This window comes from Bacillus sp. ISL-41, from assembly GCF_018613235.1.
Taxonomy (GTDB): Bacteria; Bacillota; Bacilli; order Bacillales; family Cytobacillaceae; genus Mesobacillus.
The window spans coordinates 1-16,301 of the sequence record NZ_JAGGQP010000036.1 but is presented as its reverse complement, the minus strand read 5'-3'; the positions used below and the strand labels follow the sequence as shown (position 1 = coordinate 16,301).

General features: G+C 45.4%; 16 protein-coding genes. All 16 read left to right on the top strand.

Going from position 1 to position 16,301, the window contains the following annotated elements; translation table 11 throughout:
* Positions 1–40: 40 nt before the first annotated feature.
* The 16 genes from tilS (at position 41) to lysS (ending at position 15,967) form a co-directional block, all read left to right on the top strand.
* Complete coding sequence (gene tilS, locus J7I80_RS18700; RefSeq protein ID WP_251027861.1) at positions 41–1,423, top strand: tRNA lysidine(34) synthetase TilS; 1,383 nt, start codon at positions 41–43, stop codon at positions 1,421–1,423.
* Positions 1,424–1,447: 24 nt separating this feature from the next.
* On the top strand, positions 1,448–1,990 hold the full coding sequence (gene hpt / locus J7I80_RS23385; protein WP_251027860.1) for a hypoxanthine phosphoribosyltransferase: 543 nt from the start codon (positions 1,448–1,450) through the stop codon (positions 1,988–1,990).
* A gap of 136 nt (positions 1,991–2,126) precedes the next feature.
* Positions 2,127–4,103 (top strand): ATP-dependent zinc metalloprotease FtsH, encoded by a 1,977-nt coding sequence (ftsH, locus tag J7I80_RS18695; protein WP_214740325.1) that lies wholly within the window; start codon positions 2,127–2,129, stop codon positions 4,101–4,103.
* A 445-nt stretch (positions 4,104–4,548) separates the two neighbouring features.
* A complete protein-coding gene (locus J7I80_RS18690) occupies positions 4,549–5,325 on the top strand; it encodes a type III pantothenate kinase (protein WP_214740323.1) in 777 nt (258 codons plus the stop codon).
* A gap of 53 nt (positions 5,326–5,378) precedes the next feature.
* Entirely contained in the window at positions 5,379–6,257 is an 879-nt protein-coding gene (hslO, locus tag J7I80_RS18685) for an Hsp33 family molecular chaperone HslO (protein WP_214740321.1), read from the top strand.
* 21 nt (positions 6,258–6,278) lie between these two features.
* Entirely contained in the window at positions 6,279–7,163 is an 885-nt protein-coding gene (locus J7I80_RS18680; protein WP_214740319.1) for a peptidyl-prolyl cis-trans isomerase, read from the top strand.
* Between the two features lie 262 nt (positions 7,164–7,425).
* Positions 7,426–8,352, top strand: coding sequence for a cysteine synthase A (gene cysK / locus J7I80_RS18675; protein WP_214740317.1), 927 nt, complete (start codon positions 7,426–7,428; stop codon positions 8,350–8,352).
* Positions 8,353–8,507: 155 nt separating this feature from the next.
* The gene (locus J7I80_RS18670; RefSeq protein WP_483297714.1) at positions 8,508–9,905 is read left to right on the top strand and encodes an anthranilate synthase component I family protein; all 1,398 of its coding nucleotides are present in this window, start codon (positions 8,508–8,510) and stop codon (positions 9,903–9,905) included.
* On the top strand, positions 9,902–10,492 hold the full coding sequence (gene pabA, locus J7I80_RS18665) for an aminodeoxychorismate/anthranilate synthase component II (protein ID WP_214740315.1): 591 nt from the start codon (positions 9,902–9,904) through the stop codon (positions 10,490–10,492). The genes J7I80_RS18670 and pabA overlap by 4 nt, the downstream gene beginning before the upstream one ends.
* Positions 10,492–11,367: an aminodeoxychorismate lyase gene (pabC, locus tag J7I80_RS18660; protein WP_214740313.1), complete on the top strand. Its 876-nt coding sequence runs from the start codon at positions 10,492–10,494 to the stop codon at positions 11,365–11,367. The genes pabA and pabC overlap by 1 nt, the downstream gene beginning before the upstream one ends.
* Positions 11,364–12,197 (top strand): dihydropteroate synthase, encoded by an 834-nt coding sequence (gene folP, locus J7I80_RS18655; RefSeq protein ID WP_214740311.1) that lies wholly within the window; start codon positions 11,364–11,366, stop codon positions 12,195–12,197. The genes pabC and folP overlap by 4 nt, the downstream gene beginning before the upstream one ends.
* Positions 12,190–12,549: a dihydroneopterin aldolase gene (folB, locus tag J7I80_RS18650; RefSeq protein ID WP_214740309.1), complete on the top strand. Its 360-nt coding sequence runs from the start codon at positions 12,190–12,192 to the stop codon at positions 12,547–12,549. Before folP ends, folB begins: the two co-directional genes overlap by 8 nt.
* Before the next feature lie 2 nt (positions 12,550–12,551).
* Positions 12,552–13,079, top strand: a complete 528-nt coding sequence (gene folK, locus J7I80_RS18645) for a 2-amino-4-hydroxy-6-hydroxymethyldihydropteridine diphosphokinase (RefSeq protein ID WP_214740307.1) — start codon at positions 12,552–12,554, stop codon at positions 13,077–13,079.
* On the top strand, positions 13,031–13,234 hold the full coding sequence (locus J7I80_RS18640; RefSeq protein WP_214740305.1) for a helix-turn-helix domain-containing protein: 204 nt from the start codon (positions 13,031–13,033) through the stop codon (positions 13,232–13,234). Before folK ends, J7I80_RS18640 begins: the two co-directional genes overlap by 49 nt.
* A 35-nt stretch (positions 13,235–13,269) precedes the next feature.
* Positions 13,270–14,271 carry a tRNA dihydrouridine synthase DusB gene (gene dusB / locus J7I80_RS18635; protein WP_214740303.1) on the top strand — a complete coding sequence of 334 codons (1,002 nt, stop codon included), beginning with the start codon at positions 13,270–13,272 and terminating at the stop codon, positions 14,269–14,271.
* A 211-nt stretch (positions 14,272–14,482) separates the two neighbouring features.
* On the top strand, positions 14,483–15,967 hold the full coding sequence (lysS, locus tag J7I80_RS18630) for a lysine--tRNA ligase (protein ID WP_214740301.1): 1,485 nt from the start codon (positions 14,483–14,485) through the stop codon (positions 15,965–15,967).
* Positions 15,968–16,301: the final 334 nt, after the last annotated feature.

Below are 16,301 nucleotides of genomic sequence, written 5' to 3'. Positions count from 1 at the left end.
GTATAGTCTTAAACCGGCAATACTAGTAAGGAAGAACAAGATGATTGATACAAAGGTAAATGCCTTTCTTGAAAAGCATGGTTTTCAGCTGAATAACAAGTCAATTGCAGTTGGTGTTTCTGGAGGTCCGGACTCGCTCGCGCTGCTCCACTTTTTATCCGGGCAGCGGGAGAGTAATTCCCTGAAGATCGTAGCTGTCCATGTGGACCATATGTTCCGAGGCGAAGAGTCTTATCAGGATGCCTTGTTTGTTAAAGATTTTTGTGAAAAACGGGGTATACCCTTCGAGATGAAAAGAATCGATGTGCCTTCCTATATGCGTGAGACAGGGCTAAGCTCCCAGCAGGCTGCCCGTGCATGCCGATACGGCTTTTTTGAACAAGTAATGGAAAAGCATCATCTTCAGTATCTTGCATTGGGCCATCATGGCGATGACCAGGTAGAAACGGTTCTGATGAGGCTGACCAGGGGAAGTTCCGGGAAAGCCAGGGCAGGAATGCCTTTTACACGGGAATTCGGTCCTTTCACCGTTTTCAGGCCATTTTTATGCCTGGCAAAGGAAGAATTGGAAGAATATTGCTCTGTGAATTTGTTGGAGCCAAGAATCGATCCCAGCAATGAAAAGGCATACTATAGCAGGAACCGATTCAGGAAAACGGTTCTCCCTTTTTTAAAAGAAGAGAATCCGGCGGTCCATGAGCACTTCCAGCGTTTCGCCGAGGAACTTCAGTTGGATGAAGAGTATCTTATTGAATTAACAAGCGAAGAATTGAATAAAGTAATGATGAAAGAGGACAAAAAGATAAGTATTAGTATCCGTTCTTTTCAGGAAATGCCAATGCCTTTACAAAGAAGAGGGATTAAACTAATATTAAATTATCTTTACAATGATCGACCTGCTTCTCTTTCCGCTATACATATTGAAAAGATTTTTTCAATAATTCGCAATCCCCATCCATCTGGTAATCTTGATTTCCCCGGCGGTTTAAGAATTATACGATCGTATGGAAATTGCCACTTTGAATTGAATCCGCCAGAAAGGCAAAGCTATCGTTTCGAATTATCAGGTCCCGATCAGCTGATTTTGCCGAATGGTGATGTCATTGATGCTCAATTGCTCAATGGTGCTCATGGCAGAGAATTTTCCAATGAGCGCTTTATCGTTGACCTGGAGCAGGCAGGGATTCCGCTGATTATCCGGAAGAGGCAAAATGGAGACAGGATGTCATTGAAGGGCATGAAGGGATCAAGGAAGGTAAAGGATATTTTCATCGATATGAAAATCCCATTAGCCCAAAGAGATGAGTGGCCGATTGTGACAGACAGTGAAGGCAGGATCCTTTGGCTTCCAGGGCTGAAAAAATCGAACAGTGAAGCAACAGAAGGAAACAGGTTATTACTATTAACTTATATAAAGTATTGATATCTTCCAGGGGGCACAAGGATCATGATGAAAAATGATATTGAAAAGGTATTATTTACAGAAGAGGAAATCCAGGAAAAGACAAGGCAGCTGGCGGCTCAATTAACAGATGAGTACAAGGACCGCTTTCCATTGGCAATTGGTGTTTTAAAAGGTGCCATGCCATTCATGGGAGACCTGCTAAAGCGTATGGATGTGTATCTTGAGATGGATTTCATGGATGTTTCCAGCTATGGAAATGCCATGGTATCTTCCGGAGAGGTAAAAATCCTAAAGGACCTCGATACTTCCGTAGAAGGAAGGGATATCCTGATTATCGAGGACATCATCGACAGCGGTTTGACCCTCAGCTATCTGGTTGAGCTATTCAGATACCGCAAGGCAAAATCAATTAAAATCGTCACTCTGCTTGATAAACCAACAGGAAGAAAGGCTGATATAACTGCTGACTACGTTGGGTTCATCGTTCCAGATGAGTTTGTTGTCGGATATGGTCTCGATTACGCGGAAAAATATCGCAATCTGCCGTATATCGGCGTCCTGAAGCCAGAAGTTTATTCAAAATAAAAACGGTTGCGATTTAGTGAATGAAATTCAACATTTTGATTAAGAAGCAAATATTCTGAATGTTAATTTCTTGTATTAGCATAATTTGCTATGATACTATTTAGTATAGTTTGTCTACCGTGGGAGGAGGTAAGGGATGAATCGGATCTTCCGTAATACCATCTTTTATTTATTGATATTTTTAGTCATTATCGGAGTTGTGAGTTTCTTTAACGGCAATAACCAGCCAACTGAACCAATCTCTTACGATAAATTCATGCAGGAACTAGAGGCAGGCAATGTTGACGGTGAACTGACGCTTCAGCCTGAACGTGGTGTGTATGAGGTAAGAGGCCAGATGAAAGGCCAGGAGGAAGGCAAAGGCTTTATCACCTATGTCTGGAACAATCCAGAAACTCTTAACAGAATCGAACAGGCGGCAGCCGACGCAGATGTCGAAATCCTGCCTGCTAAAGAAACAAGCGGATGGGTGACCTTCTTTACGTCGATCATTCCATTTATCATCATTTTCATTCTATTCTTCTTCTTGCTGAACCAGGCTCAGGGCGGCGGAAGCCGTGTCATGAACTTCGGCAAGAGCAAAGCGAAGCTTTATAACGAAGAAAAGAAGAAAGTCCGCTTCAAGGATGTCGCGGGCGCAGACGAAGAAAAGCAAGAGCTTGTCGAGGTTGTTGAATTCTTGAAGGACCCTCGCAAATTTGCTGATCTTGGGGCGCGTATTCCAAAAGGTATCCTTTTGGTAGGACCTCCGGGTACTGGTAAAACTTTGCTTGCCCGTGCTGTTGCAGGGGAAGCTGGAGTGCCATTTTTCTCAATCAGTGGTTCCGACTTCGTAGAAATGTTTGTTGGTGTCGGTGCATCACGTGTACGTGATTTATTCGAAACAGCCAAAAAGAATGCTCCATGTATCATATTCATAGATGAAATTGATGCAGTCGGCCGCCAGCGTGGCGCTGGTCTCGGCGGAGGGCATGATGAGCGTGAACAGACGCTTAACCAATTGCTAGTTGAAATGGATGGTTTCGGTGCCAACGAGGGAATCATCATCGTTGCCGCGACGAACCGACCTGATATCCTTGACCCGGCATTGCTGCGTCCTGGACGTTTCGACCGCCAGATCACAGTTGACCGTCCTGATGTAACAGGCCGTGAAGCTGTATTGAAGGTACATGCTAGAAATAAGCCGTTGGATGAGTCCGTTAACTTAAAAAGTATTGCTGCCCGTACTCCAGGTTTCTCTGGAGCGGATCTAGAAAACTTATTGAACGAAGCTGCGCTTGTCGCAGCAAGGAGAGATAAGAAGAAAATAGACATGGAAGATCTGGATGAAGCAACAGACCGCGTCATCGCCGGTCCTGCCAAAAAGACCCGTGTCATTTCCAAGAAAGAAAGAAATATTGTTGCGTTCCATGAAGCTGGCCATACCGTCATCGGGGTTGTCCTTGATGAAGCGGAAATGGTACACAAGGTAACGATTGTCCCTCGCGGACAGGCCGGCGGCTATGCTGTCATGCTTCCTAAGGAAGACCGTTACTTCATGACCAAACCGGAACTTCTTGATAAAATCACTGGCCTCCTTGGCGGCCGTGTTGCCGAAGAAGTCGTCTTTGGTGAAGTAAGTACAGGTGCACACAATGACTTCCAGCGTGCAACTGGCATTGCGAGGAGAATGGTTACAGAATTCGGTATGAGTGATAAGCTCGGTCCGTTACAGTTCGGCCAGGCACAGGGTCAAGTATTCTTGGGCCGTGACTTGAACAATGAGCAGAACTACTCTGACAAGATCGCATATGAAATCGACCTTGAAATTCAGACGATTATCAAGGATTGCTATGCAAGAGCGAAAAACCTTCTGACAGAGCATCGTGATAAGCTGGATATAATTGCGAACACTTTATTAGAGGTTGAAACTCTTGATGCAGAACAAATCAAGAGTTTGATCGACCATGGCCGTCTTCCTGACCGCAAAGTCAGTGTCGATAATGACGACATGAAAGTAACGATCAATAAGAAAAAAGATGAGATGCCTGCAATCGAAGAGACTGATAAGAAAGTTGACTCAGTCATCGAAGATCCAAAGGCCATCGATGAAAATCAAAATCCTAAAGAATAGAATTCGGGAAGCAGGTGTTCTTAACGGAGCATCTGCTTTTTTGTTTTTTGTTGTAATAAATTAAAGCCTATTGGTGTTTTTAATCCCTGTTGATTGTAGTGGAAGGCGCGAGGAATCCTCCGAAAATGCTAACGCATTTTCATCGTGCGTGGGCAGGTTCAAGGAAGCTATTCAATGTCCTGCGGGATGAGAAAGTCATGGGGAGACCCCGCAGGCGCTTAAAGCGCCGAGGAGGCCCCCCGACTGCAAGGAAGAATTTGATCTTTGAAAAAGCCGGCAGTAGGGCTTTTTCATAATTCTTCCCCGCGGAAAGCGAAGCGCCTGGAACGGAAATCAACAGCCTTTGTTTTAAAAGGAGGTTTACTTTTTTTAGTGAATTCCCAGCGATTATGATATGATATTTTCAGTATTGATCCAGAAAACTATTAATAAGTTGGTGAATAGCTTGATTTTTGTTTTTGACGTCGGGAATACAAATATCGTGTTAGGTGTATATGATAAAGAAGAGTTGAAGCACCATTGGAGAATAGAGACGAACCGTCATAGAACGGAAGATGAATTTGGCATGATCGTTAAAAATCTGTTTGACCATGTCGACCTTTCTTTTTCAGATATAGATGGAATCATTATATCGTCCGTCGTGCCGCCGATCATGTTCTCGCTTGAGCGGATGTGCCAGAAATACTTCCACCTCAAGCCATTGGTCGTCGGTCCTGGCATTAAGACAGGGCTGGACATTAAATATGAAAATCCGAGGGAAGTCGGGGCGGACCGGATTGTCAATGCGGTCGCAGCCATCCATGAATATGGAAGCCCGCTGGTCATTGTCGACTTTGGCACTGCTACAACCTACTGCTACATCAATGAGCATAATCAATATATGGGCGGAGCGATTGCGCCGGGGATAGGCATCTCCACTGAGGCCCTCTATTCAAGGGCAGCTAAGCTCCCGCGAATTGAGATCAGCAGACCTGACGACGTGGTTGGGAAGAACACCGTTTCGGCCATGCAAGCTGGCATTCTATATGGATATGTTGGACAAGTAGAGGGAATAGTTAAACGGATGAAAGATAAGAGTAAAGTCCCTCCAAAAGTCATCGCGACAGGCGGCCTGGCAAACCTGATCGCCCAGGAATCGAATATGATCGATGCTGTCGATCCGTTTTTAACGTTAAAGGGACTTCAGCTTATCTATAAGCGTAATATCGAAAAAAACAATTAAGCTTCCTTACAAAGAGGACGCATACAACTTTACAGCACGAAGGGAGTAAAAAAATGAGCGATTATTTAGTAAGAGCGCTTGCTTTTGACGGGCAGGTTAGAGCATATGCAGCAAAAACGACGGAAACAGTTGGGGAGGCACAGCGCCGCCATTATACATGGCCGGTAGCCTCTGCCGCACTTGGCCGGACAATGACAGCCGGGGTCATGATGGGTGCGATGCTCAAGGGCGATGATAAAATGACAATTAAAATTGAAGGCGGAGGTCCGCTTGGACTCATTCTTGTGGACAGCAATGCCAAAGGGCAGGTAAGAGGCTATGTATCAAACCCTCATGTCCACTTCGATTTGAATGAGCACGGCAAGCTTGATGTAAGGCAAGGTGTCGGTACAGATGGAACGCTTACGATCGTAAAGGATTTAGGTTTGCGCGACTATTTTACAGGACAGGTGCCGATTGTCTCTGGTGAGCTAGGAGAGGACTTCACTTATTACTTCGCAACTTCAGAACAGGTCAATTCTTCAGTTGGTGTCGGGGTACTGGTTAATCCTGATAACTCGATTAAAGCAGCGGGTGGATTCATCATCCAGTTGATGCCTGGGACAACAGAAGAAACGATCACAGCGATTGAACAACGTTTGCAGTCTATTCCGCCAGTTTCAAAACTGATTGAAAAAGGATTATCTCCTGAAGAGTTGCTGGAAGAATTACTTGGAAAAGAGAATGTAAAAGTCCTTGATACAATGCCGGTGAGTTTCGAATGCAATTGCTCCAAGGACCGATTCAGCAATGCCTTGATCAGTCTTGGTTCAGATGAAATCCGTGATATGATCGAGAAAGAGGGGCAGGCGGAAGCACACTGCCATTTCTGCAACGAGAAATACATGTTTACAAAGGAAGAACTGGAAGAGATAGAGAAAGAAGCAAAATAAGCGATATCTGGGGGAAAAGAAGTGGAAAAGAAGCAGCTTTGGTACATTATTGCCGGGTTAGCCATTTTGAACGCAATAACTCTTGTGATGCTGCTAGCCAAGCCTGCAATCCTTGAAGGGAACAAAGAATCCGTTGCGGAAATTGGCAATGAGTCGATTTCCCGCCAGGAATGGCTCACTGAGCTTGAAGAACGATACGGCCAAGATACGTTGAGGGACATGATCGACCAGGAAGTAGTCAAACAAATGGCTGAGAAGTATGATGTCAAGTTGTCTGATGAGGCTGTCGAACGCGAATTGACTATTTATAAGGCACTGTATTCCACCACAGGTAACGAACCGAAAACAGAAGAGAAATGGAAACAGCAGATTAAATACAGTCTGCTGCTCGAAGAAATTTTAACAAGGGATGTTAAAGTATCGGAAGAGGATATGAAGTCCTTTTATGAACAGAATAATAGTCTGTTTGATATCCCTGCATCCTACCATTTGTCACAAATAGTTGTTGAAACAAAAGAAGAGGCTGATTCAGCGGTGAAGGAGCTGAAGAATGGCTCCAGCTTCACTGCACTCGCGATGGAGCGGTCGATCGATGAGTTTTCGGCTAATGCAGGTGGTGATATCGGCTTTGTTACTGCAGAAGATGAGCTTGTTTCCCCGGAGATAATTGAAGCAGCAAAAATGCTGAAATCCGGAGAGTGGACAGGACCTGTAAAAGTGGATAATGGCTTTGTCATTGTTTATCTTCATGAAAAACTTGAAGGAAAGAAATATGCCTACAACGAAGTTGAAAACCAGATTCGCAGGCAAATAGCCCTTGAACAAATGGATATCCCTGTTTCTGCCCGGGCTTTCTGGAATGATGCAGAAGTCAGCTGGTTTTATGGCAACAGCGAGAAGAAATAAGGAAGGAAGCACTGGGTTTAAGTCACCGGTGCTTTTCTTGTTTAGGGATATTCAAAAAAGGTTAGTTTAAAAAGGATAGGGCTTTTTTCGATGATGCAGTTAAATCGGGCAGGCTGATTGTGGCAGCAACAAAGTGTCCGGAAAAAGCCTAGGCGAAAGGCGGATTTCGGTTTTTGTCGAAGCATACTGATTGACATAGACTTAAAGTACTGGTAAATTTTAATAAAACCAATTAAAATAGTCGGATTAAGGGGTGGGTAATTTGGTACGTATTGCAAATTCAATTACAGAGTTGATCGGCCAGACACCAATTGTCAAGCTGAACGGACTTGGTGATGACCAAAGTGCGGATGTATATTTAAAGCTTGAATACATGAATCCGGGAAGCAGTGTCAAGGATCGTATCGCATTGGCGATGATTGAGGATGCTGAGGAAAAGGGAGCCCTGAAGCAAGGGGATACAATCATCGAGCCAACGAGCGGCAATACAGGCATCGGGCTTGCTATGGTGGCTGCAGCCAAAGGTTACAAAGCAATCCTTGTCATGCCAGAAACGATGAGCATGGAGCGCAGGAATCTTCTGCGTGCCTATGGAGCGGAACTTGTGTTGACTCCTGGACCAGAAGGTATGGGCGGTGCCATCCGCAAAGCGGAGGAACTGGCAAAGGAAAATGAATACTTCATGCCGCAACAGTTCGAGAATGAAGCAAACCCATCGATCCATGAAAGAACAACCGGACCGGAAATTGTCGAGCAGATGGGTGACCAGCTGGATGCCTTCATCTCTGGTATCGGCACAGGCGGAACGATCTCAGGAGCAGGAAAAGTCCTTCGTGAAAAATACGAGAATATCAAGATTATTGCAGTTGAGCCAACGGATTCCCCGGTATTATCCGGCGGAAAACCAGGACCACACAAGATCCAGGGAATCGGAGCAGGCTTTGTCCCGGGCGTACTTGATACAGACGTGTATGATGAAATCATCAAGGTTGAAAATGAGCAGGCATTTGACTATGCACGCCGTGCCGCAAAAGAAGCCGGAATCCTCGGCGGAATCTCATCAGGTGCAGCCATCTATGCAGCACTTGAGACAGCGAAAAAGCTAGGCAAAGGCAAAAAGGTATTGGCAGTCATCCCAAGTAACGGAGAACGCTACCTGAGCACCCCGCTTTACCAATTTGAAGAATAGTTAGATGAAGAGGCAGGCTGAAATAGCTTGGCTCTTTTTTATATGCTGGGAAAAAATAAAAACGACAATTTATCTAAAAAACCATCATTTTAAAAATGAAAGCGCGCCCTTCATCATGTATGATGGATAAAGAGAAAAAAATAGAGGTGAAAAACTTGCCGAACTATAGCATTCAATCAAAGATGATACCTTATACAGCTTCACGTTTTTTTCATCAATACGACCATATTGCACAAGAATATAAAGAGCATGTTATCCTCGAAAGCGGAAGGGGCGGGCGTTACAGTGTCGCAGCGTTCAATCCCTGGATTGTTTTTTCGGGTAAAAATAATCAACTGAAGATTACCCAGGATGGTTCATCAACTATTTTTGAGGGAAATCCTCTTGAGCTAATGAAAAATCAAATGGAAATATATCATGTGCCTGAAGAAGAAGGCTTGCCAGATTTCCAGGGTGGTGCGATTGGCTATCTGAGTTATGATTATGCGCGCTATATCGAAAAGCTTCCCGCATTTGCCGATGATGATTCCGGAATCCCGGAGGTTTACTTCCAGCTATTCAAGGAGTGGTTTGTTTTTGACCATCAGACAGAAATGCTTTGGCTGATGGCATTGACGGAAAAAGGCCAGGAAAAGCTGGCAGAGGACAAGCTTTCAGGGTGGTTAACGCTGTGGGAAGCTGATGTACCAGCAGTTAAAGCTGAACATAAGCCTGGAACAGATGAGTTGCAAGTCTCGATGGACGAAGCTGAATTTATCGAGGCGGTAGAAAAGGTGCAGCAATATATTGCCCAGGGAGACGTCTTCCAGGTGAATCTATCCGTAAGGCAGTCGAAGCCAATCGAAACGGAAGCGCTGGAAGTTTACAGGCAGCTGCGCAGGCTGAACCCATCTCCTTATATGGGTTATCTGCATACGGAAGATTTCCAGCTCGTCAGCGGTTCGCCCGAACTTTTAGCAAAAGTAAAAGGGTCGGAGGTCAGTACTAGGCCGATTGCCGGCACAAGATCGAGGGGCACGACAGACGAAGAGGATTTACAGCTAGCGAATGAGCTGATCAACAATGAAAAAGAGCGTGCTGAACACGTCATGCTTGTCGACCTGGAAAGGAATGATCTTGGCAGGGTCTGCAAGTACGGCACGGTCGAGGTCAATGAGTTCATGGTCATTGAAAAATACTCGCATGTTATGCATATTGTCTCCAATGTCAGGGGAGAGCTGGCAGAAGGTGAAACATGGTTTGATGTCGTTAATGCGACTTTCCCTGGGGGGACGATTACAGGTGCCCCGAAGGTAAGGACAATGGAAATCATTGAAGAGCTCGAGCCGGTGAGACGCGGACCTTATACTGGATCGCTTGGCTGGTTCGGGTTTAACGGCAATATGGAGCTGAACATCATCATCCGGACAATGCTGGTCAAGGATGGGATGGCTCATGTCCAGGCAGGAGCAGGTGTTGTCATCGACTCCATCCCTGCCAATGAATACAAAGAATCCTTAAAGAAAGCAATTGCTCTATGGAAGGCGAAAGAGCTTGCGGAGGGTAAAGCATGATTTTGATGATTGATAATTATGATTCATTCACATATAATCTCGTTCAGTATTTGGGTGAAATGGGCGAAGAGCTTAAGGTCATCCGCAACGACCAGACGTCCATCAGGGGCATTGCTGAGCTCGACCCACAGTTCTTGATGATCTCACCGGGGCCATGCAGCCCGAATGAAGCGGGCATCAGCCTGGAGGCAATCAAGAATTTTTCCGGTAAAACGCCAATCTTTGGTGTCTGCCTGGGCCATCAGTCCATTGCTCAGGTATTCGGCGGTGATGTGGTCCGTGCGGAGCGGCTCATGCATGGAAAAACCTCAATGGTCTATCATGACGGCAAGACCATTTTTGAAGGACTTGAGAATCCATTTCCTGCGGCACGCTACCATTCACTCATCGTAAAAAAAGAAACACTTCCCGATTGTCTCGAGGTCTCGGCCTGGACGGAAGAAGGCGAGATCATGGCAATCCGCCACAAAACGCTGCCTGTCGAAGGTGTCCAATTCCATCCGGAATCCATTTTAACCACACCAGGTAAGCAGCTGCTGCGCAATTTCATTGCTCATTACAGGACTGCCAGGGAAGTAAGTTTATAATGTTCGTATACATGAATGGCAGTTTCGTTAAAAAGGATGAGGCCGTCATTTCTCCTTTTGACCATGGGTTCTTATATGGGTTAGGTGTCTTTGAAACGTTCAGGATCTACAATGGCCACCCCTTTTTGCTTGATGACCATCTGGAGCGGCTGAATGCCAGTCTTCGTGTTTTGGCTATTGATGCAGAATTTACCCGGGTGGAGATTGTTAAGATTCTCGAAGGCTTATTAGAAAAAAACAACTTCCGAAATGCCTATATCCGCTTCAATGTTTCAGCTGGTAATGGCGAAATAGGTTTGCAGACAGAAAGCTACCTGGAGCCGAACGTGATTGTCTTTGCGAAGCCGCTGCCGCAAGCGGGAAGTATGAGTGAGAAAAAAGCTATGCTGCTGGATTTGAGGCGCAACACACCCGAGGGAACAGAGCGGCTGAAGTCACACCATTATCTTAACAATGTACTGGCCAAGCGTGAGGCAGGTCCTGACATGGGTACAGAAGGGATTTTCCTGACAAGTGAAGGCTTTTTAGCCGAAGGAATTGTCTCCAATATTTTCTGGTACAGGGATGGCATTCTTTTCACACCTGCAGTTGAGACCGGGATTTTAAATGGCATCACCCGCAGGTTTGTCATTGCGCTTGCCCGCAACGCAGGCATCGAGGTTCGTGAAGGCTTTTACAAAAAGGAAGAAGCGGAAGAAGCTGATGAGATATTCCTGACTAACTCGATCCAGGAAATCGTTCCGGTCACAGATTTTTCAGGTAAAAGCTTTCCTGGGAAATCAGGGGAGCTGGCGAATCTTCTATTTGCCGAATACTCAGCTTGCCGGGAAAAGTTATGGAGCAGAACACAATTGGATGGAGGAACTTCAACATGAATAGCGTGATAAAAGCCGGTCCATATACACTGGACTTTACACATAAAACATTGATCATGGGAATATTGAATGTCACTCCGGATTCTTTTTCGGACGGCGGAAAATACAATCACCTAGATCATGCTGTCGCACATGCCAGGCAAATGATCGCTGATGGAGCGGACATTCTTGATATCGGTGGCGAATCGACCAGGCCGGGGCATGAGCGGATTTCCGATGAGGAAGAGATCAGCAGGGTAGTGCCTGCGATTGAAGCTATTTCGAAGGAAGTCCAGGTTCCAATCTCCATAGATACCTATAAATCAAAGGTTGCGAAAAGTGCCGTTGAGGCTGGTGCGGCCATCATCAACGATATCTGGGGAGCGAAGGAAGACCCGGAAATTGCCGATGTCGCGGCAGAAACCGGAGTTCCGATCATCCTGATGCACAATCGAAATGACCGCAATTACTCGAACTTCATCCGTGACGTGTTGAATGACTTGTATGAAAGCATCACGATCGCGAAAAAAGCAGGCGTCAACGATGACCAAATCATCCTGGACCCGGGCATCGGCTTTGCGAAAGATCTCAGGGAAAACCTTGAGATGATGCGTCACCTTGATACCCTTGTGTCTTTGGGATATCCTGTGCTGCTTGGCACATCGAAAAAGTCGATGATCGGAGGCGTGCTCGATCTTCCGGTGTCGGAACGGACAGAGGGCACGGGAGCGACCGTTTGTTATGGAATCCAGAAGGGCTGCCAAATCGTCAGGATTCATGATGTGAAAGAAATGTCGCGAATGGCCAAAATGATGGACGCGATGATGGGGAAGGGTGAATATCGTGGATAAAATATATGTCAATCAAATGGAGTTTTACGGCTACCACGGCGTTTTTCCTGAAGAAACAAGGCTGGGCCAGCGTTTTGCAGTAGACCTGACGGTGGAGCTGGATCTTTCGAAAGCGGGAAAAAGCGATGAGCTTGAGCATTCCATCAATTACGCAGAGTTGTACCAGGCTTGCAAGGAAATAGTGGAAGGCAAACCCTTCAAGCTAGTAGAAGCCATTGCTGAGAAAATCGCCGGCACCATTCTGCAGCGCTTTTCACTTGTCGAGGCATGCCATGTAAAGGTCATCAAGCCGGACCCGCCGATCCCGGGACACTATAAATCCGTCGCAGTCGAAATCACAAGGAGTCGATGACAATGGAGAACAAAGCATATATTGCCCTAGGCTCCAATATGGGGGATCGGTTCGGATATTTGACACAGGCCATCATCCTCCTGGAAAGCCATGAGAAGATCTCGGTGGTAAATACTTCTTCTGTCTATGAAACAGACCCGGTAGGCTACACGGACCAGGACCAATTTTTAAACATGGCAATCCAAGTAGAGACAAGTCTTTCACCTGTCGAACTTCTCGATACATGCCTTGAGATCGAATTGAAACTTGGGAGAAAAAGGGAAGTAAAATGGGGACCGAGAACTTTGGACCTTGACATTTTGCTGTTCAATCACGAAAATATTGAAACAGAGAAGCTTACAATACCGCACCCTCGGATGAGCGAACGCGCATTTGTAATCCTTCCATTGCTTGATATGGACCCAAATCTCACGCTCCCGACCATGAAGGAGCCGCTGAAAAACTGTCTACTAAGTATACCGGATAGAGAAGGAGTACGGATATGGAAGCAGAAAAATGGGGAAGACGTATTCGCGCTTATCGAAAGCTGAAGGGTTTTACACAGGAAAGCTTCGCTAAAGAGCTGGGTGTATCGGTTTCCATCCTTGGAGAGATTGAACGCGGCAACAGGATGCCTGATGAAAGGCTGATTGTCAAAATAGCCGAATTCCTGGGTGTCGAAATAGATGAATTAACACCGCAATAGGTTTGATATATTGATAAATTAAAAGGAGGCAGAGCATGCTTAAGATTGGCGATATCGAAATGAAAAACCAGGTTGTCCTTGCGCCAATGGCTGGCATCTGCAACTCAGCGTTCCGTTTGACTGTAAAAGAATTCGGCGCGGGGCTAGTCTGTGCCGAAATGGTCAGCGACAAAGGGATTGTTTCTCAAAACAATAGAACACTCGACATGTTATATATAGATGAACGGGAAAAGCCGCTCAGTCTTCAGATTTTTGGCGGGGAAAAGGAAATGCTTGTCCAGGCTGCGCAATACGTGGACAAAAATACGAATGCAGATATCATTGATATCAACATGGGCTGTCCGGTACCGAAGATTACGAAATGTGATGCAGGTGCGAAATGGCTGCTTGACCCAAACAAGATTTATGAAATGGTATCAGCTGTGGTAGATGCAGTTGAGAAGCCAGTAACAGTAAAAATGCGCATGGGCTGGGATGACGAACATATATTCGCCATCGAGAATGCCCGAGCTGTAGAACGTGCAGGCGGAAAGGCCGTAGCCCTTCACGGCCGTACACGTATACAGATGTATGAGGGAACAGCGAACTGGGATATCATCCGTGACGTGAAGCAGGCTGTAAATATTCCGGTAATCGGAAACGGGGATGTCCAGACTCCTCAGGATGCCAGAAGAATGCTTGATGAGACAGGTGCAGATGGAGTCATGATCGGACGCGCTGCTCTCGGAAATCCATGGATGATCTACCGTACGGTAAAATACCTCGAAACAGGCGAACTGATGGGTGAACCAAGTGCGCGAGAAAAAATTGACGTCAGCATCCTGCACCTTGACCGCCTGATTGCTTTGAAGAACGAACATATTGCCGTCCGTGAAATGCGCAAGCATGCAGCGTGGTACCTTAAGGGAATCCGCGGGAACGCAACTGTCCGAAACGGTATCAATGAATGCTCAACAAGAGATGAGCTTGTCAGCTTGCTGAAAAACTTTGCGGATGAAGCGGAAGCAAAAGAGCAAATAGCACACCAGGTTGGATAAAAATTGACATTAATCGTCACTTTTCCTATAATACCTTTATCCTTAAAAGTAACTGCCAGTGGTCAAACTGGCAGTTTTTATTCTATTTAGGCATGAAAAAAGAGATTTTTAATGTCTGAATACGTTTGTTTGTGTAAAATAATAAAAGTATCCACCAAACATAATCAGGATTACATAATAAATCTATTATATATATTGGAGTGAAAGCGATATGAGTCATGAAGAGTTGAATGACCAGCTCAGAGTCAGAAGAGACAAAATGAGTTCATTGCGTGAAAAGGGCATGGATCCTTTCGGTAAAAGATTTGAACGCACTCATCTAACTGACGAGTTGATTAGCGAATACGGTGAATTAGAAAAAGAAGAGATTGAAGCAAAGAATGTCTCGGTCAAAATAGCTGGACGGATCATGACAAAGCGCGGAAAAGGAAAAGCAGGCTTCGCGCATATCCAGGACCTGACTGGCCAGATCCAGATTTATGTCCGCCAGGATGCAGTCGGTGAAGAACAATATGAAGTATTTGATTCTGCTGACCTCGGTGACATTATCGGTGTAGAAGGAACGCTCTTCAAAACAAAAGTTGGCGAGCTTTCAATCAAAGCCCAAGATTTTGTTTTCTTAACTAAGGCGCTTCGCCCGCTGCCTGAAAAGTTCCACGGACTAAAGGATGTCGAGCAGCGCTATCGTCAGCGTTATCTTGACCTGATAACAAGCAATGACAGCAAAACAACTTTCATCAACCGCAGCCGCATCATCCAGTCTATGCGCCGCTATCTAGATGGACAAGGATACCTAGAAGTAGAAACGCCATTAATGCACTCTATTGCCGGCGGAGCTTCAGCGCGTCCGTTCATCACACATCATAATGCGCTTGATATGCAGCTATACATGCGAATCGCAATCGAGCTTCACTTGAAGCGCCTGATCGTCGGCGGCCTTGAAAAGGTTTATGAGATCGGCCGTGTATTCCGTAATGAAGGCGTATCGACAAGACATAACCCAGAATTCACGATGCTTGAGCTTTATGAAGCATATGCTGACTGGAGAGACATCATGTCCCTTACTGAGAACATGGTAGCGTACATCGCCCAGGATGTTCTTGGAACAACGACAATCCAGTATGGCGAATATGAAATCGATCTTAAGCCAGAATGGAAGAGAGTCCACATGGTAGATGCGATCAAGGAACATACAGGAGTGGACTTCTGGCCGCAAATGAGCACTGAAGAAGCTCGTGCGCTTGCGAAAGAGCATGGAGTGGAAATCACTGAGCATATGCAGTATGGCCACATCGTCAATGAATTCTTTGAGCAAAAAGTAGAAGAGCACCTGATTCAGCCAACATTTATTTATGGCCATCCGGTTGATATTTCTCCTCTGGCTAAAAAGAATGACGAAGATTCACGCTTCACAGACCGCTTCGAATTGTTCATCGTTGCGAGGGAACATGCGAACGCATTTACCGAGCTTAATGATCCGATTGACCAAAGAGAGCGTTTTGAAGCACAGCTAAAAGAAAAAGAACAAGGTAATGATGAAGCGCACGAAATGGACGATGATTTCATCGAAGCATTAGAGTACGGTATGCCTCCAACAGGCGGACTGGGAATCGGCATCGACCGACTCGTTATGCTCCTGACTAATTCACCATCCATCAGGGATGTCCTATTATTCCCGTTGATGCGTCACCGTTAATAGATAGAAGAAAAGGCAAACGGCGCAGGCTGATTTGCCTTTTTCTTTTATCAAGCTATATTTGGTTTGCGGTCAGCTAAAACAAGTAGACTTTCAGAGAAAGATTTGACCACAGAAATATGAATTGTCTTTCTTTTAATTAGATGAATAAAAATAGCAAAAAGATATTGCTATTGTAGAATAAAGGTGCTATATTTATATCTGTTGCTACGAGCTACTTAGTTAGCAGCAAAGAAAGTAAAAAAACTTATTGACATCGGGTTTTGAACCTGATAATATATAAGAGTTGCTTCTAACGGAGCAGCAGCAAAACAAATTGTTCTTTGAAAACTAA